At 37.0% G+C, this 22,742-nt stretch carries 18 protein-coding genes; 4 read left to right on the top strand and 14 right to left on the bottom strand.

Going from position 1 to position 22,742, the window contains the following annotated elements:
* Positions 1-18 precede the first annotated feature (18 nt).
* From IGL86_RS02615 to IGL86_RS02600, 4 genes are all read right to left on the bottom strand, one after another.
* A complete protein-coding gene (locus IGL86_RS02615) occupies positions 19-1,806 on the bottom strand; it encodes a glycerophosphoryl diester phosphodiesterase membrane domain-containing protein (protein WP_033625365.1) in 1,788 nt (595 codons plus the stop codon).
* Between the two features lie 29 nt (positions 1,807-1,835).
* Entirely contained in the window at positions 1,836-2,345 is a 510-nt protein-coding gene (locus tag IGL86_RS02610; RefSeq protein WP_010775636.1) for an SA1002 family membrane protein, read from the bottom strand.
* A gap of 173 nt (positions 2,346-2,518) precedes the next feature.
* Positions 2,519-2,902: a bacteriocin gene (locus tag IGL86_RS02605; RefSeq protein WP_002358745.1), complete on the bottom strand. Its 384-nt coding sequence runs from the start codon at positions 2,900-2,902 to the stop codon at positions 2,519-2,521.
* Positions 2,903-2,926: 24 nt separating this feature from the next.
* On the bottom strand, positions 2,927-5,824 hold the full coding sequence (locus IGL86_RS02600) for an isopeptide-forming domain-containing fimbrial protein (RefSeq protein ID WP_430605637.1): 2,898 nt from the start codon (positions 5,822-5,824) through the stop codon (positions 2,927-2,929).
* Between the two features lie 464 nt (positions 5,825-6,288).
* Between IGL86_RS02600 and IGL86_RS02595 the strand changes: the two genes are divergently transcribed.
* Positions 6,289-6,693, top strand: a complete 405-nt coding sequence (locus tag IGL86_RS02595) for a DUF1622 domain-containing protein (protein WP_002383026.1) — start codon at positions 6,289-6,291, stop codon at positions 6,691-6,693.
* Positions 6,694-6,712: 19 nt separating this feature from the next.
* Here the strand turns inward: IGL86_RS02595 and IGL86_RS02590 are convergent, their stop codons facing one another.
* Positions 6,713-7,231, bottom strand: a complete 519-nt coding sequence (locus IGL86_RS02590) for a hypothetical protein (RefSeq protein ID WP_002355635.1) — start codon at positions 7,229-7,231, stop codon at positions 6,713-6,715.
* 195 nt (positions 7,232-7,426) lie between these two features.
* Between IGL86_RS02590 and clpP the strand changes: the two genes are divergently transcribed.
* Positions 7,427-8,020: an ATP-dependent Clp endopeptidase proteolytic subunit ClpP gene (clpP, locus tag IGL86_RS02585; protein WP_002355633.1), complete on the top strand. Its 594-nt coding sequence runs from the start codon at positions 7,427-7,429 to the stop codon at positions 8,018-8,020.
* A 45-nt stretch (positions 8,021-8,065) separates the two neighbouring features.
* Here clpP and IGL86_RS02580 read toward each other — a convergent pair whose 3' ends face one another.
* From IGL86_RS02580 to uvrB, 8 genes are all read right to left on the bottom strand, one after another.
* Complete coding sequence (locus IGL86_RS02580; RefSeq protein WP_002390047.1) at positions 8,066-8,584, bottom strand: DsbA family protein; 519 nt, start codon at positions 8,582-8,584, stop codon at positions 8,066-8,068.
* Between the two features lie 113 nt (positions 8,585-8,697).
* Positions 8,698-9,621 carry a PEP phosphonomutase gene (locus IGL86_RS02575; protein WP_002358737.1) on the bottom strand — a complete coding sequence of 308 codons (924 nt, stop codon included), beginning with the start codon at positions 9,619-9,621 and terminating at the stop codon, positions 8,698-8,700.
* Positions 9,622-9,854: 233 nt separating this feature from the next.
* The gene (gene whiA, locus IGL86_RS02570) at positions 9,855-10,790 is read right to left on the bottom strand and encodes a DNA-binding protein WhiA (protein ID WP_002358736.1); all 936 of its coding nucleotides are present in this window, start codon (positions 10,788-10,790) and stop codon (positions 9,855-9,857) included.
* A 33-nt stretch (positions 10,791-10,823) separates the two neighbouring features.
* The gene (locus IGL86_RS02565; protein ID WP_002355627.1) at positions 10,824-11,819 is read right to left on the bottom strand and encodes a gluconeogenesis factor YvcK family protein; all 996 of its coding nucleotides are present in this window, start codon (positions 11,817-11,819) and stop codon (positions 10,824-10,826) included.
* Positions 11,819-12,706 (bottom strand): RNase adapter RapZ, encoded by an 888-nt coding sequence (gene rapZ / locus IGL86_RS02560; protein WP_002355625.1) that lies wholly within the window; start codon positions 12,704-12,706, stop codon positions 11,819-11,821. The genes IGL86_RS02565 and rapZ overlap by 1 nt, the downstream gene beginning before the upstream one ends.
* 165 nt (positions 12,707-12,871) lie before the next feature.
* The gene (locus IGL86_RS02555; RefSeq protein ID WP_033625601.1) at positions 12,872-13,666 is read right to left on the bottom strand and encodes a YusW family protein; all 795 of its coding nucleotides are present in this window, start codon (positions 13,664-13,666) and stop codon (positions 12,872-12,874) included.
* A gap of 171 nt (positions 13,667-13,837) precedes the next feature.
* Entirely contained in the window at positions 13,838-16,657 is a 2,820-nt protein-coding gene (uvrA, locus tag IGL86_RS02550; protein ID WP_033625602.1) for an excinuclease ABC subunit UvrA, read from the bottom strand.
* Positions 16,658-16,774: 117 nt separating this feature from the next.
* On the bottom strand, positions 16,775-18,772 hold the full coding sequence (gene uvrB, locus IGL86_RS02545) for an excinuclease ABC subunit UvrB (protein WP_002355618.1): 1,998 nt from the start codon (positions 18,770-18,772) through the stop codon (positions 16,775-16,777).
* 278 nt (positions 18,773-19,050) lie between these two features.
* On the opposite strand from uvrB, the gene IGL86_RS02540 reads away from it, so the two are divergent.
* Positions 19,051-21,219, top strand: a complete 2,169-nt coding sequence (locus IGL86_RS02540) for an amino acid ABC transporter substrate-binding protein/permease (RefSeq protein WP_002355617.1) — start codon at positions 19,051-19,053, stop codon at positions 21,217-21,219.
* Position 21,220: 1 nt separating this feature from the next.
* Complete coding sequence (locus IGL86_RS02535; RefSeq protein ID WP_002355616.1) at positions 21,221-21,958, top strand: amino acid ABC transporter ATP-binding protein; 738 nt, start codon at positions 21,221-21,223, stop codon at positions 21,956-21,958.
* Positions 21,959-22,005: 47 nt separating this feature from the next.
* Here IGL86_RS02535 and IGL86_RS02530 read toward each other — a convergent pair whose 3' ends face one another.
* Complete coding sequence (locus IGL86_RS02530; protein WP_033625603.1) at positions 22,006-22,725, bottom strand: MgtC/SapB family protein; 720 nt, start codon at positions 22,723-22,725, stop codon at positions 22,006-22,008.
* Between the last annotated feature and the right edge of the window lie 17 nt (positions 22,726-22,742).

The following is a 22,742-nucleotide window of genomic DNA, read 5'->3' as shown; positions in this document are numbered from 1 at the left end:
AACCCTCTTCTTCATTTTTTATTGAGAAGCCACACTTGGTAGCATAAAAATATAATGCAAAATACGATCCGCGTACGATGGATTTTTTTCAAAGTCATTGACTTCTTCATTGACTAACTCCAAATCATCGGTAATCACTCCAGCAACGTCCATAAAGAGCATTTTACTTAATACCTCTGAGTCATTAACTGTCCAAGCATAAACTGCTTTTTTCTGTTGGTCAGCTTTTAAAATGAAGGTATCGTTCAACGTGGTAGCTTCCATTGTATACAAATCAGCTTGTGTTTCTGGAAAAGTGAAATTATAGGGCAAAATAAAACTAACTTTTACTTTTGATTTGGCTTTTTTAAACGCTTTGATCACATTGTAGTCGAGAGATTGAACCTGATGGTTATTCTTTATCAAAGGACGTTCATATTTTTCAATAAAGTTAGAAAGCGCACCTTGACTATCTTGTTTAGACGTTTTAATTTCTACTAGTAATTTTTGTTTGGCTTGGTTTGCCTTCGCTAAATAATCATCAAAACTGGCAATTGGTGCTTCTTGGCCATTTTCTTTAACGGTCATTTTTGTTAATTCAGCCAACGTAAACTCTTGCGGCGTGCCATCAACGCCGGCGAGTTCTTGAAGGTTGGCATCATGCATCACAACAAATTGATGGTCTTTGGTTTCTTGAACATCAATTTCAATATAATCTGGTTTAAATTTAATGGTTCTTTCCATAGCAGGAATGGTATTTTGTACGCCATTACTATTGGTGACCCCTCGATGCGAAATAATCAAAGGTTTTGATTCTAATAGCCCTGTTAAGTAAACAGCGTTGAAAATTATATAGCCGCCAAAAATGGAGAATAGTCCTAGGCCCATTCCGATAGTCACTAATTTATTACGTTTTGTTTCTTTGTCAAAGGCAACTTTTGTCGTCGTTTCTGCTTGAACATTTAATTGTGTATATAAGAAATTAATCAGTAATACTGAAAGCCAAGCATTAGAGACAAACTGTAAAAATTGGACAACCGTTAAATTTAAAATCCCACCTAGCAAGCTAATGGTATCGCTCAAGGTATCTAACTTCAACTGTAGAAGATAAAGTAACACATAAATAACATACGTTGAAACAAATACCGCGATCGTCACAAATGCAATATTACGAATAATGAACCATAATCGTTTGTTTGTCATTGACCAACTAGCCTTAACTGCCTCGCCTGCTTTTTTTCTCTCCAGAATCATTAATGGAAGCGTGTAAATGAAACGAATAGCTAAATACCAGACTAATAACCCAAAGGCCAGTAACCCAACCAAGTAAGGAATTCGTTGGGACAAAAATTCAACAATAAAATCTGGAATCACAAATTTCGTCAATAGATTACTTTGGAAAATCAGGTTACCAAAAGGGACAATGACAACAAAATAACCGAAAAAGAATAACCACGAACGGGCACCTTGCTTTTTAAGAACCTTAAAAGATGCCTTGGTAACTCCTTTAAAATGAAAGCGATGGTCTTGCCGTATTTGAAAAATCCCTAATAATAAAAAGGTAAACTGATAAAAAACTGCACCTAAAAAAAGTAACAACAAGAGAATTAATAACACCAGAGCAAGCGGCTTTTCTAACAATAAATTCAGGTTATTAAACGAAAGATAAGGAATACCTTGAGTTTTTAGTGCGTTGGAAGTAGCCCAACTAAAAGCCCCACCCACCAATAATAATAAGACATTTAAAGTAAAAAATAACCATAAATACTGCAAGATGTCTTTAAAAAATTGCCTTGTTCCATTTTTAAATGTTTGCCAAGCAGACATACAAACTCCTCCATTCTAAAAGTATCTGATTAAAGTTCTTCCATACGAATCCTAAATAAAACAACGGCAATCCAAATTGAAATAAATGATGGCAAAATAACAATAATGATTGCGACTGGCTCATTAATAGTTCCTTTTAACGTATTTTTTACTTCTGAAGAAACAATAAACTGATCAAAAATCACTTGATAAATAGTAACATAAATCAATACCCATTGAATATAATATTCAATTATTTTCATTAAAGCGATGGGTAAAACAATTTTTTTCGTCGTTAAATTCAATAAAAAATATAATAAAAGACTCGTACTGATGATAACGACTATCCCTAAAAGAAATAACGACTCTAACTGCTCTCCTATTACGTTTGCAACGCCTATTGTTAATAATAAATACATAGCTACCGAAATTAAGATGCTCACACTTAGCATAACAGAAAACAAAAGTAATGCCTTAAGAAAAAGCCACTTATCAACTCTTTTATTTCCAATCAATAAACCTAAAAGAATCACCGACAAAAGTAAAATCAATTCAATCATTCGTTCCTCCTTCCAAAACAAATGAAAACAAATTCATATGTTCGCGTTTATTTTATCAAACCAAAATGGATTTGTAAAACATTTCACATGTTATTTAATAAACGACTATTACTAGAAAAAAGACAAGACAAGTTTCCTTTATTTAGGAAACTTGTCTTGTCTTTTTATTCTTTTTACTTCGTTATTTTTTGATAGTTTGCGAATAATTGATTCGCATCTCCTTCTCCATCAATTTTCTTGAGATGGCCGTTATCTATTTTAAACATAGATGGCACATGTAAAACTTTATTTTCTCGGATAAATGTTGACCATTCCTTCATGGTCTCTTTGTTGGTTAATTCTACATAGTAAACCTGTTTAGGTGCTTGTAATAGTTTCTCGAAATCCTGACAATCTGAACAGTTTTTCTTTTTTAAAACAACATAAAATGTTTCGCCAGAGTGTTTTTTTTCTTGATACTCATTGAAACTTAATTCCTTTTTATGCGGAATAAATGTAAAACCTACCAACAAACTAAGTAACAAAATTAACAGACTGAACGAAATTTTTTTATTCATGTTTTTTCTTCCTTTTTAGTTTGTCTAATTTTTTCTTTTTTTATTTTTTGTTATACCAAAGCTAATAGCCACTATAAGGATAATTAAACCTGCGATCATGTAAAGTGGATTTACTGTTGTATTAGTCATTGGTAAATGAATTCCTTTACTTGCTGATTTTCCAAAATTGACTGGGTTCGTTGGTGCTTGATGATTTGTAGGCGTCAACGGTTTTTTCGGTTTTAGCGGTTGTTTAGGTTCAGGTTTTTTTGGGTCTTCTGGCGTTGGTGCAGGCGGTGTTACGGTTGGCTTGTTGGAATGCAACACGTCACCTTCATTGCCAAAGTTTAAGTCCGCTTGGTTAGGAATCCCGCCTTGTTCAATATAAGGCGCTAATTCTTCATCGGTTGCGCCGTCTTTAATTTTAGTGGTAATAGTCATTGTGTACGTATGTCCAGCTAAGTATGAGTAGCTGTCTGCTTGTTTGTTCATTTCAAAAGTTACTTTGTTATTTTCTTGTGTTACTGTGCCGTTAGCTGTAACATCTTTACCATTTTCATCAGTGATAACGACTTTTTGGATATCTAATAATTGGTTGACGTTATCCACTAAACTAGCTTGGGTCCAAGTGCTTGTTTCGTTACCAAAGGCTGTTTTAACATTCCATTTAAATTCTTGGTCACGGTTGGTTAAATCTAAATGTTCTTGGCCTTCGATATCTTTTGTAATCGTTGGATCTTCTGGCGTTGGTGCAGGCGGTGTTACGGTTGGCTTGTTGGAATGCAACACGTCCCCTTCGTTGCCAAAGTTTAAGTCCGCTTGGTTGGGAATGCCGCCTTGTTCAATATAAGGTGCTAATTCTTCATCGGTTGCGCCGTCTTTAATTTTAGTGGTAATAGTCATTGTGTATGTATGACCAGCTAAGTAAGAGTAGCTGTCATCTTTTTTGTTCATAGTAAAGGTTACTTTGTTATTTTCTTGTGTTACTGTGCCATTGGCTGTAACATCTTTGCCATTTTCATCTGTGACTTTCACGTCTGTGATGTCTAACACTTTATTAATGTCATCCACCATGCTGGCTTGGGTCCAAGTGCTTGTTTCGTTACCGAAAGCTGTTTTGACGTTCCATTTAAATTCTTGGTCACGATTAGTTAAGTCTAAATGTTCTTGGCCTTCGATATCTTTTGTAATCGTTGGATCTTCTGGTGTTGGTGCAGGCGGTGTTACAGTTGGTTTGTTGGAATGTAACACGTCACCTTCGTTGCCAAAGTTTAAGTCCGCTTGGTTAGGAATCCCGCCTTGTTCAATATAAGGCGCTAATTCTTCATCGGTTGCGCCGTCTTTAATTTTAGTGGTAATAGTCATTGTGTACGTATGTCCAGCTAAGTATGAGTAGCTGTCTGCTTGTTTGTTCATTTCAAAAGTTACTTTGTTATTTTCTTGTGTTACTGTGCCATTGGCTGTAACATCTTTGCCATTTTCATCAGTAACAACGACTTTTTGGATATCTAATAATTGGTTGACGTTATCCACTAAACTGGCTTGTTGCCAAGTACTTGTTTCGTTACCAAAGGCTGTTTTGACATGCCAATCGAAACTATCTTCACGATTGGTTAAATCTAAGTGCTCTTGATTTTCGATATCTTTTGTAATCGTTGGATCTTCTGGCGTCACGTCACACGCATGCGCATTGTCATTTTTAGGAATCGTCGCTTCTGGAAATTCCTTAGCAATTGTTCCTTGATTCATTGTCCCACTACTTACAAGGGTTGCTGCATCAATCGCTGTATTTTCTTTGACTTCGTAGTGAATCGTGATGTTTCCTACGTAACCTTCTGTACTAGTTGCTGAAATGGTTTGTCCGTTAATTTGAACAGGCACATCATTTCCAGCATCGTCCGTAGCGGTCGCCGATTGAATATCAAATTGATTGGCAATCGTTAATGAAGCTGTTGCTGGTGTCGATTGCGCCAGACGATCTTTGACAATTTGTTTTAATTGGGTTGTAAAATCATCAATAGATTGGCTAGTAATAAAATCTTCTGGTGTGCTAGATCCTTGTTGCAACTCTTGTTTTACAAAAGGACCCACTTCTGTTTTATATTTATCAAAGTATGAATTCACTGAACTTAAAGATTCAACACTTTCCCAATACGCATTAATCATTTCATAGCCTTGGTTAGTAATTTCTTGGTTTAACGCTAAAACTTCTGCTGCTGCACCTTGATAGTCATTACTATACTCAACCGAAACTTGAAAAGGATGTCTTGGATCTGGATATTCATTGATTGAATCATTGGTGTTGGTTTTATGCAAGTAACCATCTAAACGTGTATTAGCGACCCCATCTGTCACTAATAAGAAATATGTTTTTCGATTCGTTAAATCTCCGTGTGTTTGATTGTACGTATCTAAAGCAAGTTTCAATCCTGAGGCAGTTGGTGTACCACCATACGTCCGAACATCTCCAAAGCCAGAAACAAATTGGCTTTTATCATGGGTTAATTGAGTATCAACACGCACATTCATATCATAATCAGCTGAATTAATTTTTACTTTTCCATCAGGAAATATAAATTGTTTTCCGCCACGATACGAAGCCAGCATCACGCGGTCTTGATCAGATAATCCTTGAACCACTTCATCAATCGCTTGTCTTACATGTGGAAAATTATCTGAAAAACTACCACTGGCATCTTCAACAACCACTAAATCAACCGGTTCCGTTTCACCCGCTTGAACTGGGAAAGCAGCTTGTCCTTCCAATATCCGTTTACAATCAGCTAGACTGTCGTCTTTCACTTTCACCGTATTGGTCATTCCTTCTGTATCTCCTGCTTTAACCACTCCTTCAGCTAAAGCCAATGTGGGACTGAAATTTCCCACAACTGTTCCAGCGACAATCACCATTGTCGATAATAATTTCGTTGCTTTCTTAAACATTTTAATCCTCCCTATTTTCTTTCGCTAGTGTTTGGGACACTTGCTTCTCTTTACTTCAACTACAGCTCCTTAAATCTTTCATCAAGTCGATGTGTCTCCTTGCTTTTGTGACACATCTCTTACTCAATTTCTGATTCTATCACCTTTATAGGCTAAAACTTGGCAGTATTCGGCTCTTGAAAACGTAAAATTTGTCTTTTAAAAATTAATGAAAAGACTATCCACTGACAAAGTTGGTTTTCACTTACTTTTTGCTACTTGATTCCTTTTAAGACTCTTTTTTTACACAAAAAAAGTAAAAGAACCTTTACAGTCCTTTTACTTAATTGTTAGATGCTATTCATAATTTTCTTAGTTTTGTTCTATAAGCTGAATAGTTTAGCCTGTTTATTTCAACAATATTTGACGTTAGTCAGCCGTTTCGTTATAGTTAAAGAAAAGGCTTTTTGGTAGGAGTGAATACGATGAATGAGTGGCCCCATCAGTTAATGACGCTTTTAACCCCACTTTTTGAGCTATGTATTTTAGGACTGAATGTTTTTTCGATTATTGTTTTAGTTTGGGGTGTTTGTTTAGCAGGAAAAGATTTCATTAAAAGTGAACGACAAAATCAAAGCCGCTTTACTTTAACCAAAATGAATACGTTCATCAAAAACTTCCTTGGTAGCTACATTCTGTTAAGTTTAGAAATTTTAATTGCTGCTGATATTATTGAATCCATTGTCAAACCAACTTTTCAAGATATTTTGAAATTGGCAACCTTGGTAATCATCCGTACAGTTATTTCTTATTTCTTACATAAAGAAATTGAAGACACTATGACCGATATGGAACAACAAGAAAAAGAACCAGATACCCCAAAAAATTAGTGGGTACGCTGGTTCTTTTTTATTTAATCGCTTTAAAATAATGAAGTGGTTCGTTAGACAAACGTTGCATTTTACGTTTTTTATCTTCAATAATTGCTAAAATCTCGTCTGAAAAATTTTCTAAAATAACACGGCCGCCTTTATAGGTGTGACCACCCATTTCAGCAACTTCGCTGGCCGTCAAAATGACTTTACGATGCGCAATTTTTTTGAAAAATTCTTCAATTAAGTACGTCGGTAAGTAAAAATTATTTTGAGCAGAAAATGATTCCAAATAAATAAAATCATCGATGCTAATGAAACAATCATCCATCGATAAGTATTCAATTGATCTGTCTATATATAATTCACGCTTTTGTAAAATTTCTTTGACTTTTTTATTTAATAAATTCAATGATTCAATTTCTTTAACCAAATGTTCTAATTCACGATAACGTACTTCTTTTCGCTCTTTGTAAGATGAATGTAAGGCGGCACTTGCTGTGACTATTAGCGCACCGACGATTACACCGACCATTCCGGCGATAAAAACAAACATATTTTTCCCCTCGCTCTTTTCTAATTTTCCATTTTAGTATAACATAATCCAAAAGTTTCGGATAAAAAATGACACAAAATTTTTCAAGCGACTTCGTTGACCTTTATTGACCAAAGAGGTATACTTTTCATAGGCATTCAAAGTGCTTTGTGATAGAATGACTTTAAAAGTTTCTTTATATAGGAGGATTTACTTATGAATTTAATTCCAACAGTTATTGAACAATCATCTCGCGGTGAACGTGCTTATGACATTTACTCTCGTTTATTAAAAGACCGCATCATTATGCTAAGCGGCCCTATCGATGATAACGTGGCAAACTCAGTGATTGCACAGTTATTATTCTTAGATGCCCAAGATTCAGAAAAAGACATTTACTTGTACATTAACTCTCCTGGTGGCAGCGTTTCTGCAGGTTTAGCGATTTTCGATACCATGAATTTCGTTAAAGCGGATGTCCAAACGATCGTATTAGGAATGGCAGCTTCTATGGGTAGCTTCTTATTAACAGCTGGTCAAAAAGGCAAACGTTTCGCTTTACCAAATGCGGAAATCATGATTCACCAACCACTTGGTGGCGCTCAAGGGCAAGCAACAGAAATTGAAATTGCTGCTCGTCACATTTTAGACACTCGTCAACGTTTAAATTCAATTTTAGCTGAACGAACTGGCCAACCAATTGAAGTGATTGAACGTGATACCGATCGTGATAACTATATGACTGCCGAACAAGCAAAAGAATATGGGTTAATCGATGAAGTAATGGAAAATAGTAGCGCCTTAAATTAAAAATAAAAAAAATGGAAACAGCGACAGTCGCTGTTTCCATTTTTTTTATTTTTCAATGTATCCACGTAATTCTTCTTCAGTGACACTTTCGTCAAAGATATGCTCACCAATGATGATCGTTGGTACAAATTGAATGTGCGCCGCATTGGCTTCAGCAATCACTGCGGAAACAAGCGTTGCATCTCTTTGTTCTTTTAAGCCCAGATTTTTTTCAGCATACGTCGCTACTTCTTCTAAGGTTAAGTTTCCCCATTCATCTTGCGTAGCAAACATTTTATGCAATGCTGACAGTGCTTGTTCAGGCGCTGAATAGTCAATGTAGTGATGCATCACATTGCCGCGTTGTAAACTTTCTTTTTCTTTATCAAACAGCTTAATGATACGTTCAACTTTACCACTTTTGACAAATTGTGCTAACAGTTCCTCAGACTCTTCAAACCATTTTCTGCAATAAGGACAGCGAACATTGATAAATTCTATCATTTTGACAGGGGCATTGCTCTCACCAATGTGAAGCCCTGTTTCTGTGTTAACTTTTGTTGCATCAATTACTGAAATATCCATAAAAAAACCTCATCCTTTCAAACCTTTATTTCTCTTTTAGTATACCGTTTTTCAATAAAAAAATCATAAGACACGAATTCAAATTTTCTGAATTCGTGCCTCTGTTCACTTTTTTAACGATTAATCGAACGAGCCATTCTAGCAACAGTATGTCTTTTCCCACGTATCGCATCAGAAAGCTCTTTAATATTTTCAATACCAACTAAGCCCATATTGGCATCGCCAATATGTTGAATATCTACGCCTAAAATTTTATTTCTAATGCCGATTGCTTGGATAACTTCAGGTTGAGCACTTTCTTGTGAAGTTCCAATGGCACTCATAACTAATTTTCCTTTTGAATGTGCAAAATCCACAACTTCTTTGACTTGTTGATCATCGATGCCCCAAACCGTGCCGACTGCTGGGACTAAGACAATATCAGCGCCCGCTTCAATAAATTGTTCAGCTGATTTTAAACTGACCACTGGTTCATCTACGCCTGAACTGTGCATTTTTCCGGCAATAATGATACCGTCAAAATGTTTTTTGGCTAAGGCCACGTTCTTAGCAATCAAGTCGTTGGTCACGCCAGTTCCTGGATTACCTGTCAATAAGATAAAATCCAAACCCAGTTCATTGGCTTTTTTGAAAGTAGCTGCTGATGCTTTTCTACCTGGTTCAATCGAAACTCTCGTTGAAGCTAAGTCTAAATTTTCATCAACAGGTTCGACATTCATGCCAATCGGTAAACCGACTAGTTCTTTCAAACGATGAACAACCTCATCATTAGGGACACATGTTTCCGCAGTATATTGCCCTTCATAAGCGGCTACTACAATCGGTTGATTAACATCAAAAACATTCAATAAAATCATGTCTGCGCCATATGCTTTTGACATTTCCGCACAAGTGATATCACCTGCTACGGATGGATGAACTACCACATTTTCCGATAAAATTACGCGCCCTTCGCTCGCTTTAATACTCTGAAACAGCTCTTCTTTTGACATCCGTTTGATTTCTGATGCATTTGCACTAATTAATCGTTGAACCATTTTGACCCCTCCAATAGTTTTTAATCTTTTAGTTAAAAACAGCAATAAGTAATCGCTTGCATTTTATTACATGCAACATTCGTGCCAACGTCGTTTCTTTAAACCACAGGTCAACACTACATTTCAGTGCTACACACTTTTTGCACACTTTAATTTTTTTTACACGCTTAAAGAAAAAGTGAAGGATAGCACTTCAAACGGAAATGTTATTCTTCACTTCTGGAGCAGAAAAGTTACGCACTTTTTTCTCGTAATTTTTCTGCAAATTCATTAATTTTTCGAATACGATGATTAATACCTGACTTAGAAATAGCTCCTGAAGGAATCATTTCCCCTAGTTCTTTGAGACTAACTTCCGGATACTCTAACCGTAATTCTGCGATTTCCTGAAGTTTCTCCGGTAATGACGTCAGCCCTACTGTACTTTCAATAAATTGAATATTTTCAATTTGTTTTGAAGCCGCATCAATAGTTTTATTTAAATTCGCTGTTTCGCAATTCACTAAACGATTTACTGAATTCCGCATATCACGGACAATCCGGACATCTTCAAATTTCAACATAGAGTTCGTGGCACCAATTAACGTTAAAAAGTCGGCAATTTTTTCAGCACCTTTTAAATAACAAATATACCCGTTTCGGCGTCCCAATGTTCGAGCGTTTAAGTCATAGTAATTCAACATCTTACAAATATCATTATTGTGTTCTTCATAAATTGAAAAAATTTCTAAATGATAGCGACTTGTTTCCGGATTATTAACTGAGCCAGAAGCCATAAAGGCCCCGCGTAAATAGGAACGCATTTTTTGCGCGTTACCCATGATTTCATTTGACACATTGCCATTAAAAACGACCCCATCCATAATATCCAAATCAGCTAGAATTTTTTGTGTATCTTGTTTTAGACGCACAATGTAAACATTATTTTTCTTTAGTTTCATTTTTTTACGAACTAATAATTCTGCTTGTGCATGGTAATGATCTTTCAGCAATGAATACATTCGACGAGCAATTGCAGCATTTTCCGTTTGTACATTCAAGACAAACTGTTGATTAACTAAGCTAAGTGAGCCGTTCATCCGAATTAATGCTGCTAATTCTGCTTTCGCGTGTTCTCGATGGACTTCTAAACCAGTTAACTCTTTTTTGACATCCGAGGCAAAAGACATCTAAGCTCCTCCTCTCTTGATTCTTTTGATTAATTAATATTTCGTTCCAAATACGATACGGAAAAGTTCTTCAACAACTTTTTCCCCATCATGAAAAACTCCGCCATCTCTTAATTCTAAAAAGTCTGTCGAAATGACTCGGCATCCTTCTTCACGTAATCCTTGAAAATCATGCTTTACTTGAACTAAATATTCATCATAAATTTCAGGATCCATGTAATTTTCTGGTACTTTTTCTGTGTTAACCAGTACTGTATCAACAAACTGCGCTTGTAGATGCTCGTTTAAGACACGAACATGATCGGCATCCGTAAAATGTTCCGTTTCCCCTTTTTGGGTCATGATGTTACAAATATAGACTACTTCGGCTGCCGTTTGTTTGATGGCTTCACCAATTTCTGTAATAACTAAATTAGGTAAAATACTTGTAAAAAGACTCCCCGGTCCTAACACGACCATGTCTGCTTCTTCAATTGCTTTGACGACTTTACGCGCAGCTCTTGGCTGTTCTTCTCCGTGTGTATTTGTTACAAACACATGGTCAATCGTCTTGCGATCCAGTGCAATTTTTGATTCTCCCACCGCCACTGAGCCATCCTTAAATACGGCATGTAACGTTAATGGCCGTTCTGATGATGGATAAATCCGTCCATCAACATGCATCATTTTTGAAAGCAATTGAATCGCTTCATACGTACTTCCTCTCATTTCTGAGACAGCAGCAATGATTAAATTACCGATTGCATGATTGGCAAAATGACTATCTGATTTATCAAAACGATATTGAAAAATATCTTCATATAATTGTGGCATATCTGACAATGCCACTAAAACATTTCTTAAATCTCCCGGAGGTGTCATGTTATTAATAGAGGAACGAAGCTCGCCACTACTACCGCCATCATCAGCGACCGTTACGACGGCAGTAATATCAACACTTTGATTTCTTAAACTTTTCAAAATTACTGGCAAGCCTGTTCCACCACCAACAACCACGATCTTCGGTTTACGAATTCGATAGGTTTTCATTAAGAGCGATTAACCGTTTCTTTTCTTTTTAAGCGGTCGCGGTGGGTAATATTTACATGGTAATCTTCCTCTTTTAATTCAGCACCAACACGTTCTGTCAATGCAACAGAGCGATGTTGTCCGCCAGTACAGCCAATTGCAATGGTGACGCTACTTTTACCTTCTTTTTTATATCCAGGTAAGACTGTTCGCAGTAAATCGATAAATTTGGTATAAAATTCATCTGTTTCTGGGAAGCCCATCACATAATCATAAACAGGTTGATCCATTCCAGTTAACGGTCGTAGTTCATCAATATAATGGGGGTTAGGTAAAAAGCGAACATCCATAACGATATCTGCATCAATCGGCAACCCATATTTAAAGCCGAAGGACACCATTTCCACTCGAAATTCGTGTGTCTCTCTCGTTGCTAGTTCTTTATTCAAACGTTCCCGCAATTGACGAGGGGACAAGTCCGTGGTGTCAATGACCAACTGAGCATCCGCCTTGATTTCTTCCAGCATTGCACGTTCTTTACGAATACCTTCTGTCACTAAACCATCCATCGCCATTGGATGCGCACGCCGTGTCTCTTTATAACGAGAAACCAACTCTTCATCGGTGGCATCTAAAAATAAAATCGTTGTATCAATAAAATTAGTATTTTCAAGTTCGACTAACATATCCTGAATTTCTCTAAAGAAGGTCCGTGAACGTAAATCAATCACTAACGCAATCTTGGTAACTTTTCCAGATTCTTTAATTAATTCCCAAAATTTTGGGATTAAGCTTGGTGGTAAATTGTCGATACAGAAATAGCCCATGTCTTCAAAGCTTTGAACAGCGACTGTTTTTCCAGCGCCACTCATTCCTGTAATAATAACCAGTTGTAAATTTTCTGGCATATTCAACACTCCCTTCACTTGCATCACTATATTATAACACCCCGGGCGTATCAAAGAAAGCTTTTCAATCATTCTTATAAAGATTTCTATTCTTTCATAGAAAAACAGCATTGACATTTTTGTCAACGCTGTTTTAATTGCTGAATTATGCTATATAACTGTGTGTTATTTTAATACAAACTCAATTTCTGTTTTATCAGTAAAATTAGCTTCAAACTCAAATTGTTTTACTTGTTCATTCACGGCTAACTTTTTCGTAATGTGTTCTTTAATTTGTTCATTTGTAGCTGTTTTGATTGACAATCCATCTAAAAGAGTCATGATTTTGTCTTGTGCTGCCTTACCTTCTAATTCTAAATCAGCAAATTCATCTTCATACGTTGCTTCAATTGTTCCGTTCGATTTTATTTCATAGGTGAACTCAATTTCATTTTCATCGTATTCGATTTCTACGTCAATCTCTTGAAGACTGGCAACAGTCGGTGTCGGTGTGGTTAGTTCATTGTCTGCTGTTTCATGGTCCCCGCCAACTTCAGGAGTTACGGTTTCCCACTTAAAGGTACCAATTTTAGCTGTTGCTAGATAGGGATTATTAATGGTAATGACTTTCAATTGAAGGTCTGAATGGTTGGCGATATCTGTTAAAATCCCCAGAGCTTGATATGTATTTTGTGTAAAACGTGTCGCAATATTTTGCGCATCAATTGTGGAATAGCCTAATGTTTCCCAGGTGATTTGTTGCTTTAATTCCTGATGAACGGCTTGTACTGTCGCCGGCTCCAATTGAATGCCCGTTGCTTCTTTTAAGTCTTTCTTGGTAAAACTCATTACTTTTTCATGGTCTGATTGTGAAATTAAAGTAGCTGCTTCCATTGTGTTACTATGTACAAAAGGTGTGATTCCGATAGCTAAGACCATTCCTGCTGTTAATAAACTTGTTGTTATTTTTTTGTTTTTCATTTAAGACTTCCCTTCGTGTTCATTGTTATTTTGTTAACAAACATAGTATATCTTTTAATTACACATTAAGTCAACATTTATTTTTAATTTTAATTAAAAAATATTTGTTATTTTATAATAAAAGAACCTTGTTTCCCATAAAAACAAGGTTCTTTATCTAATCATTAATGTTTATTTCAGAACACGTTTTAAATAATATCCTGTGTAACTGTCTTTGACTTTAGCAACTTCTTCTGGTGTTCCTGTCGCCACGATCGTCCCACCACCGTCGCCACCTTCTGGCCCTAGATCAATCACATGATCCGCAGATTTGATGACATCCAAGTTATGTTCAATCACTAAAACGGTATTGCCCGCTTCCACTAAACGCTCTAATACTAGAAGCAATCGCGCAATATCATCGGTATGCAAGCCTGTTGTTGGTTCATCCAGAATATAAAAGTTTTTCCCATTAGAATTTTTATGAAGTTCACTCGCTAGCTTCATCCGCTGTGCTTCTCCACCAGATAAAGTAGTTGCTGGCTGCCCCAATGTCACATAGCCTAAGCCTACATCCACAATTGTTTGCAATTTACGATGAATTTTAGGGATATGTTTGAAAAATTCTACGGCATCTTCCACCGTCATATCTAAAATATCAGAAATGTTTTTGCCTTTATAATGAACTTCTAACGTCTCAGAATTATAACGTTTGCCATGACAAACTTCGCAAGGCACATAGACATCAGGTAAAAAGTGCATTTCAATTTTGATGATACCATCCCCGCGACAAGCTTCACAACGGCCACCTTTGACGTTAAAACTAAAGCGGCCTTTTTTATAACCACGAACCTTGGCTTCATTTGTTTGGGCAAACAAATCGCGAATGTCATCAAAAACACTAGTATAAGTCGCTGGATTACTTCTTGGTGTTCGACCAATCGGACTTTGATCAATGTCAACAATCTTTTCAATGGCTTCATAACCAGTGATACTTTTGTGTTTCCCAGGTTTATTGGAATTACGATTTAATTTTTGGGCCAGCGCTTTTTTCAAAATTTGATTGACTAAAGTACTTTTCCCTGAACCTGAAACACCTGTGACAGCAACAAATTCACCTAGCGGAAATTCAACACTGACATTTTTTAAATTATTTTCACTGGCACCAGTGACTTTGATCGCTTTGCCATTACCTTTGCGACGTTCTTTTGGTACAGGAATCACTTTTTTCCCAGAAAGATATTGTCCGGTCAATGAATGCGGATTTTTAGCAACCTCTTCCGGCGTACCAGCGGCTACAATTTCACCGCCCAGATGTCCGGCGCCAGGTCCCACATCAATCAAGTAATCCGAAGCCATCATTGTATCTTCATCGTGTTCCACCACAATTAATGTATTGCCTAAGTCCCGCATTTTTTTCAATGAGTCAATCAAGCGGTCGTTATCTCGTTGATGCAAACCAATTGATGGTTCATCTAAAATGTAAAGAACGCCTGATAAGTTTGATCCAATTTGTGTTGCTAAGCGAATTCTTTGTGCTTCTCCGCCAGAAAGTGTACCAGCAGCTCGACTTAAGGTTAAGTAATCTAAACCGACATTTTTTAAGAAGGTTAACCGATCTTCGACTTCTTTTAAAATTGGCCGAGCAATCGTTGTTTCTTGTTCAGATAAAGATACACCTTCAAAAAATTGGACCGCATTTTTTATTGCTAATTCACCGACTTCACCAATGTGCGTGCCATTGATTTTTACAGCTAAAGCTTGCGGATTCAAACGATATCCATGACAGCTTCGACAAGTCAATTCTGTCATGTATAACCGCATTTGATCTCGTGTAAAATCGCTATTTGTTTCATGGTAACGTCGTTTAATATTTTTTAAAATCCCTTCAAACGGCACTTCCACATCACGAACACCACCAAAGTCATTTTCATAATGAAAATGAAAGTTTTTCTCGCCAGAACCATTTAAAATAATTTCTTGTTGGTCTGCAGGTAATTCTTCAAACGGCGTATCCATATCAATCCCAAAACTGGTGGCTGCTTGTTCCAACATTTGTGGATAATATTGGGAACTAATAGGGTTCCACGGAACAATGGCTCCTTCTCTCAAGGTTTTAGTGGGATCTGGAATCACTAAGTCTTTGTCCACTTCTAATTTAACACCTAAACCATCACAATCGGGACAAGCGCCAAATGGTGCATTAAATGAAAACAAGCGCGGTTCCAATTCACCGACTGTGAACCCACAATAAGGACAAGCATAATGTTCACTAAACAACATCTCTTCTTGACCAATCACATCAACAATTGCGTAACCTTCAGCTAAACGCAAAGCCGCTTCAAACGAATCAAACAAGCGAGAGCGAATGCCTTCTTTCACAACGATACGGTCAATCACAATCGCAATATCATGTTTTTTATTTTTTTCAAGTTCTGGTGCCTCACTAACATCATAGGTTTCACCATCCACCCGCATTCTGACATACCCTTCACGTTGGATCATTTCAAACACTTTTTTATGTTGACCTTTTTTCTTGACCACAACAGGCGCCAAAATTTGAATTTTTGTTCGCTCTGGTAGCTCTAAGACTTTATCAACCATCTGTTCAACAGACTGACTGGTAATTTCAATATGATCGTTAGGACAAATTGGATGACCTACCCGAGCAAATAACAATCGTAAATAATCATTGATTTCTGTGACCGTCCCCACCGTTGAGCGCGGGTTTTTACTTGTCGTCTTTTGATCAATTGAAATAGCTGGACTTAAACCATCGATGCTGTCAACATCTGGTTTATCCATCTGTCCCAAAAATTGTCGCGCATAAGCAGAGAGACTCTCTACATAACGTCGTTGCCCTTCTGCGTAAAGCGTATCAAACGCTAATGAACTTTTGCCAGAACCAGATAGTCCAGTTACAACAACCATTTTGTCACGAGGAATCGTGACATCAATATTTTTTAAGTTATGGGCGCGTGCACCATGAATCACAATTTTATCATTTGCCATATATGTTCTCCTTTTACTAAATCTCTTACGTCAAATCATTTCAAGTCATTCTATAGAGAAAAGATTAGTAAAAGATACGATAGTTCATCGTATCTTTTACTTAATCCGTTGGTTGACTTATTTGGCAGCTTTCAATTCAAGAATGGTATCTCGTAATGTGGCTGCAGTTTCGAAGTCTAATGCTTTGGCCGCATCTTTCATTTCTCTTTCAAGTTTCATTAATAAATCAGCTTTTTCTTGTCTTGATAAATCTTCATATGATTTATCCAATTGAACCACTGTTTCATCTTTATCAGCTGTTTTGGAAATAGAAATCAAATCACGAATTTCTTTAATAATTGTTTTTGGTTCAATACCATGTTCTTCATTATATGCTTCTTGGATTGCCCGACGTCGTGCCGTTTCATCCATAGCTCGTTGCATCGAATCGGTGATTTTATCTGCATACATAATGACTTTTCCTTCAGCGTTCCGGGCAGCCCGTCCCATCGTTTGCACTAACGAGCGTTCACTACGTAAGAAGCCTTCTTTATCCGCATCTAGAATCGCAATTAAGGAAACTTCTGGCACATCGATTCCTTCACGTAATAAGTTAATACCAATTAGAATATCAAATTCGCCTAATCGTAAATCGCGAATAATCTCCGTTCTTTCCAGTGTTTTTATATCACTATGCAAATATTTAACTTTTAAGCCTAATTCTTTGAAATAGTCGGTTAAATCTTCGGCCATTTTCTTCGTTAAGGTTGTGACAAACACCCGCTGATCTTTTTCGATCCGTTCATGAATTTCGCCCACCAAGTCATCAATTTGACCCATAATTGGGCGGATTTCTACTTCTGGATCTAGTAAACCTGTTGGTCGAATGATTTGTTGAACAACCGTCTCTGTTTGTTCCATTTCATAAGGGCCTGGTGTTGCCGATACATAAACAATTTGGTTTACATGTTGTTCAAATTCTTCTAAACGAAGCGGTCGGTTATCAAGTGCACTTGGTAAACGGAAACCATAGTCCACTAACATTTGTTTCCGTGCTCGGTCGCCATTATACATTCCTCTAATTTGCGGCATTGTTACATGAGACTCATCGATTACAAGTAAGAAGTCATCTGGGAAAAAGTCCAACAGCGTATATGGCGGCTCTCCTTCTTGGCGACCATCCATATGTCGAGAGTAATTCTCAATCCCTGACGTATAGCCCATCTCTCTCATCATCTCAATATCATAGTTGGTTCGCTGTTCCAAACGTTGAGCTTCCAATAATTTATTTTCACTGCGAAGCACTTTCAAACGTGCCTCTAATTCTTCTTGGATCTGCGATATGGCGTGTTCCATATGTTCTTCGTTCGTCACGAAGTGTGTTGCCGGAAAAATAGCGACATGCTCTGTTTCGCCGACAATTTCACCAGTTAACGCATCTACTTCACGAATTCGATCAATTTCGTCTCCGAAAAATTCAACACGTAGCGCATGCTCATCCCGTGAAGCTGGGAATATCTCAACCACATCACCGCGGACACGAAAACGCCCCCGTTGAAAATCAATATCATTTCGTTCGAATTGAATATCGACTAAACTTTTTAGTAACTCATTACGATCCATTTCCATTCCCACACGTAATGAAACAACTTGTTGGCTGTATTCCCGCGGATCCCCTAAACCAAAAATACAAGAAACTGATGCTACCACGATGACATCGTTTCGTTCCAATAAAGAACTTGTCGCTGAATGGCGTAGTTTATCAATTTCATCATTAATACTGGAATCTTTTTCAATATATGTATCACTTGAGGGTACATATGCTTCTGGTTGATAATAATCATAGTAACTGACAAAATACTCGACCGCATTATCTGGGAAAAATTCTTTAAATTCCCCGTATAATTGTCCAGCTAGTGTTTTATTATGTGCAATCACTAATGTTGGTTTGTTCACTTCTTGAATCACATTAGAGATTGTAAATGTTTTACCTGTTCCGGTCGCTCCAAGTAAAATTTGAGCTTTTTCTCCACCTTTGACACCGTCAACTAGTTCAGCAATAGCGGCTGGCTGATCTCCGGCAGGCTCATATTTAGAAGCCAAATGAAAGGTATTGGAAGTTTCTCTTTCGATCATTTATAACTCCCCCTCAAAGTGTCTAATTTCTCTTAAATTATCGGCCCATTCTGGCAGAATGTCCACTTATTAGTTTAACATACCGAACATATTTTCGCCACTTTTGCTGTTTCGAACTTCAACTGATCTTAATCTTTTGTACTTAATTTATATGTCACATTTTATAACATGTAATGTAAGGAAATTAGAGTTTTTTTCTCTTTTTAGCGTTCAAATACTTGTCAGCTTCCTATTTCTTACTATATAATTGTTCAATATGCAAAACTAGGAGGTATTTTATGAAAAGGAAACACTTTTTACTTTCTTTCTTTGTGATGATGGTAACTCTGCTAACATTCATTAGTGGCACTTCAGCACATGCAGAAGGAAAGAAATATACAATTGGAACGGATTTAACATTCGCCCCTTTTGAATTCCAAGACTCAAAAGGAAAATACATTGGTATTGACGTTGATTTATTAGATGCGATTGCCAAAGATCAAGGTTTTGAAGTGGATTTAAAACCATTAGGCTTCGATAGTGCAGTCCAAGCGATTCAGTCTAAACAAATTGATGGCATGATTGCTGGAATGAGTATTACGGATGAGCGAAAAAAATCCTTTGATTTTTCAGATCCATACTTCGATAGCGGTTTACAATTAGCGGTAAAAAAAGGAAACGACAAAATTAAATCATATGATGATTTAAAAGGCAAAACGGTTGCGGCTAAAGTTGGAACTGAAAGTGCCAATTTCCTTGAAAAAAATAAAGAGAAATATGACTACACCATCAAAAATTTTGACGATGCAACGGGTCTTTATAAAGCCTTAGAAAACGGCGAAGCGGATGCAATCGTTGATGATTATCCTGTATTGGGCTACGCAGTGAAAAATGGCCAAAAATTGCAATTAGTTGGCGATAAAGAAACAGGCAGTTCTTATGGTTTCGCAGTGAAAAAAGGTCAAAACCCTGAATTAATCAAAAAGTTCAACGCTGGTTTGAAAAATCTTAAAGACAATGGTACTTATGATAAAATTTTAAACAACTACTTAGCGACAGGCGATGAAACAAACACACAAGACGCTGGCGAACAGATGAAAAAAATCACTCCTAAAAAAGAGAAATATGTGATTGCTAGTGATTCTACATTTGCTCCGTTTGAGTTTCAAAATGCCCAAGGCGATTATGTCGGAATTGATGTAGATTTAGTCAAACGTGCAGCTGAATTGCAAGGTTTTACTGTTGAATTTAAATTTATTGGTTTTAGTTCTGCTGTCCAAGCTGTTGAATCTGGTCAAGCAGATGGGATGGTTGCAGGCATGACGATTACGGATGATCGTAAAAAAGCCTTCGACTTCTCTGTTCCTTACTTTGATAGCGGTATTCAAATTGCGGTCAAAAAAGGCAATGACAAAATTAAATCGTATGATGATTTAAAAGGCAAAAAAGTCGGCGTAAAAATTGGTACTGAAAGTGCTGATTTCTTAGAAAAAAATAAAAAGAAATATGATTACTCAATTAAGTATTTAGACACAACTGATGCATTATACAGTGCATTAGAAATTGGCGAAGTTGATGCCATGATGGATGATTATCCTGTCATTGGCTATGGGGTTGCGCAAAATCAACCACTAGCGACACCAATTCCTCGTGAAAAAGGTGGTTCTTACGGTTTTGCTGTCAAAAAAGGGCAAAATCCTGAACTACTTGAAATGTTTAACGAAGGCTTAAAAGAAATGAAACGTACAGGTGAATACGATAAAATTATCGGCACTTACGTAAAAGATGGCAACGAAGCCAAAGAAGAAACAGCTGACGAATCTACGTTTGTTGGCTTCATGCAAAACAACTGGAAACAATTGTTACACGGTTTATGGATGACGATTCTATTAACGTTGATTTCCTTCGTACTTGCTTTAATTGTCGGCGTTATTTTCGGATTATTCAGCGTTTCACCAATCAAAGCATTACGTGTACTTTCAACCATTTATGTTGATTTAATTCGTGGAATTCCTTTAATGGTCTTAGCGTTCTTCATCTATTTCGGATTACCTGGTGTGCTTGGCTTTAATATCCCGGTCTTCATTGCTGGGATTATCACATTAACTTTAAATGCCAGTGCCTATATTTCTGAAATTGTGCGCGGCGGAATCAAAGCTGTTCCAGTTGGCCAAATGGAAGCTTCAAGAAGTTTAGGTCTTTCCTATAATCGGACAATGCAAAAAATTATTTTACCACAAGCGATTCGCATTATGATTCCTTCATTCATTAACCAATTTGTTATTTCATTGAAAGATACAACTATCCTTTCAGCAATTGGCTTAATCGAACTACTACAAACAGGAAAAATTATTGTTGCTCGGACATTACAAAGTACAATGGTTTACTTCGTTATTGCGTTAATCTACTTAATTTTAATTACTAGCTTAACTAAATTAGCGAAAAACCTTGAAAAGAAGGTGAACTAATATGACTGAAAAAATCTTAGTTGAACATTTAGTAAAAAAATATGGTGACAACACGGTCTTAAACGACATTAATGTTTCTATTAACGAAGGCGACGTAGTCTGCGTCATCGGTCCTTCTGGTTCTGGTAAAAGTACTTTTTTACGTTGCTTGAATCAATTAGAAGAAGCTTCTAGCGGAGACATTATTATTGATGGTGCGAACTTGACAGATAAAAATACGGACATCAACCAAGTCCGTCAACATATCGGCATGGTTTTCCAACATTTCAATTTGTTTCCACATTTATCTATTTTAGAAAATATTGTTTTAGCACCAACCGATTTAGGTCGCTTGTCAAAAGACGAAGCGGAGAAAAAAGCGTTAGAACTTTTAGAACGTGTTGGGTTGGCAGATAAAAAAGATGCCTATCCAGATTCTTTATCTGGTGGTCAAAAACAACGTGTCGCAATTGCACGTGCGTTAGCGATGAATCCTGATATTATGCTTTTCGATGAGCCAACATCAGCTCTTGATCCAGAAATGGTTGGCGATGTTCTTGGTGTAATGAAAGATTTAGCAAAACAAGGAATGACAATGGTCATAGTTACTCACGAAATGGGCTTTGCAAAAGAAGTGGCTAACCGAGTAATGTTCATTGATGGCGGTAACTTCCTAGAAGATGGTTCGCCAGAGCAAGTCTTTGAAAATCCTCAAAACCCTCGAACAAAAGATTTCTTAGATAAAGTATTAAATATTTAAACAAAAGCACTTGGCGCGCGCTAGCGCCCAAGTGCTTTATTTTATGGTTAAATTGTTTCTGTGACAGAGACAGATTGAACGTGGCCTTTTTCTTTTAAGAGATGGTGCAAGTTGGAATGCCAGAAATCTTCTTTGCCTACATAAGAAATCTTTGCTGTCACTGCCTCTTGTTCGGATTCCAAAGTCAATTCTACTAAGCGCTCCCCTTTTTCTAAAGAAGCTTGAAGTAGTTCATGCAGGCGGCTTTCTTTAATCATGGGTTCCTTCATTTTTACGATAAGCTGCAATCGTTTTAAAGGAGTTTTTCGTTTAAAATGGGCCAGAGCTAATACTAGCAAAGTCGCCACGAGATTGATAAACGCAATGGTTAAAAAGCCCATCCCAATGACTAAACCAATAATAGTAACATTCCACATCATTACTGCTGTCGTTAACCCAGAGACTTTCCTTTCTCTAAAAACGATAATCCCCGCACCGAGAAAGCCTACACCACTAATCACTTGGGCGCCATATCGTGTAATATCCATAGAAATAATGGACGCCAAGGGGCTATTTTGTTTCACCACATCGACTAAAATATCCACCGATTGAATCTGTAAAATGGAAATCGTACAGGAGGCCAAACATAAAATGGCATTACTACTGATACCGAAGCCTTTTCTTTTAATACTTCTTTCTAACCCAATCAAAGCTCCAAAAACCACGGCTAGAGCCATCCGAATGACAACGTCGGTGAGAGAAAGTTCAATCATTTTTAAAGAATTCATCGCTTTCTCTCCTTTCT

The organism is Enterococcus sp. DIV0774 (assembly GCF_050539095.1).
Classification (GTDB): domain Bacteria; phylum Bacillota; class Bacilli; order Lactobacillales; family Enterococcaceae; genus Enterococcus; species Enterococcus faecalis.
This window is presented reverse-complemented; position numbering and strand designations above follow the sequence as displayed.

Excerpts from the sequence above, each read along its gene's own strand:
- IGL86_RS02615 (WP_033625365.1), bottom strand. The coding sequence starts at position 1,806 with ATGTCTGCTTGGCAAACATTTAAAAATGGAACAAGGCAATTTTTTAAA.
- IGL86_RS02610 (WP_010775636.1), bottom strand. The coding sequence starts at position 2,345 with ATGATTGAATTGATTTTACTTTTGTCGGTGATTCTTTTAGGTTTATTG.
- IGL86_RS02605 (WP_002358745.1), bottom strand. The coding sequence starts at position 2,902 with ATGAATAAAAAAATTTCGTTCAGTCTGTTAATTTTGTTACTTAGTTTG.
- IGL86_RS02600 (WP_430605637.1), bottom strand. The coding sequence starts at position 5,824 with ATGTTTAAGAAAGCAACGAAATTATTATCGACAATGGTGATTGTCGCT.
- IGL86_RS02595 (WP_002383026.1), top strand. The coding sequence starts at position 6,289 with ATGAATGAGTGGCCCCATCAGTTAATGACGCTTTTAACCCCACTTTTT.
- IGL86_RS02590 (WP_002355635.1), bottom strand. The coding sequence starts at position 7,231 with ATGTTTGTTTTTATCGCCGGAATGGTCGGTGTAATCGTCGGTGCGCTA.
- clpP (WP_002355633.1), top strand. The coding sequence starts at position 7,427 with ATGAATTTAATTCCAACAGTTATTGAACAATCATCTCGCGGTGAACGT.
- IGL86_RS02580 (WP_002390047.1), bottom strand. The coding sequence starts at position 8,584 with ATGGATATTTCAGTAATTGATGCAACAAAAGTTAACACAGAAACAGGG.
- IGL86_RS02575 (WP_002358737.1), bottom strand. The coding sequence starts at position 9,621 with ATGGTTCAACGATTAATTAGTGCAAATGCATCAGAAATCAAACGGATG.
- whiA (WP_002358736.1), bottom strand. The coding sequence starts at position 10,790 with ATGTCTTTTGCCTCGGATGTCAAAAAAGAGTTAACTGGTTTAGAAGTC.
- IGL86_RS02565 (WP_002355627.1), bottom strand. The coding sequence starts at position 11,819 with ATGAAAACCTATCGAATTCGTAAACCGAAGATCGTGGTTGTTGGTGGT.
- rapZ (WP_002355625.1), bottom strand. The coding sequence starts at position 12,706 with ATGCCAGAAAATTTACAACTGGTTATTATTACAGGAATGAGTGGCGCT.
- IGL86_RS02555 (WP_033625601.1), bottom strand. The coding sequence starts at position 13,666 with ATGAAAAACAAAAAAATAACAACAAGTTTATTAACAGCAGGAATGGTC.
- uvrA (WP_033625602.1), bottom strand. The coding sequence starts at position 16,657 with ATGGCAAATGATAAAATTGTGATTCATGGTGCACGCGCCCATAACTTA.
- uvrB (WP_002355618.1), bottom strand. The coding sequence starts at position 18,772 with ATGATCGAAAGAGAAACTTCCAATACCTTTCATTTGGCTTCTAAATAT.
- IGL86_RS02540 (WP_002355617.1), top strand. The coding sequence starts at position 19,051 with ATGAAAAGGAAACACTTTTTACTTTCTTTCTTTGTGATGATGGTAACT.
- IGL86_RS02535 (WP_002355616.1), top strand. The coding sequence starts at position 21,221 with ATGACTGAAAAAATCTTAGTTGAACATTTAGTAAAAAAATATGGTGAC.
- IGL86_RS02530 (WP_033625603.1), bottom strand. The coding sequence starts at position 22,725 with ATGAATTCTTTAAAAATGATTGAACTTTCTCTCACCGACGTTGTCATT.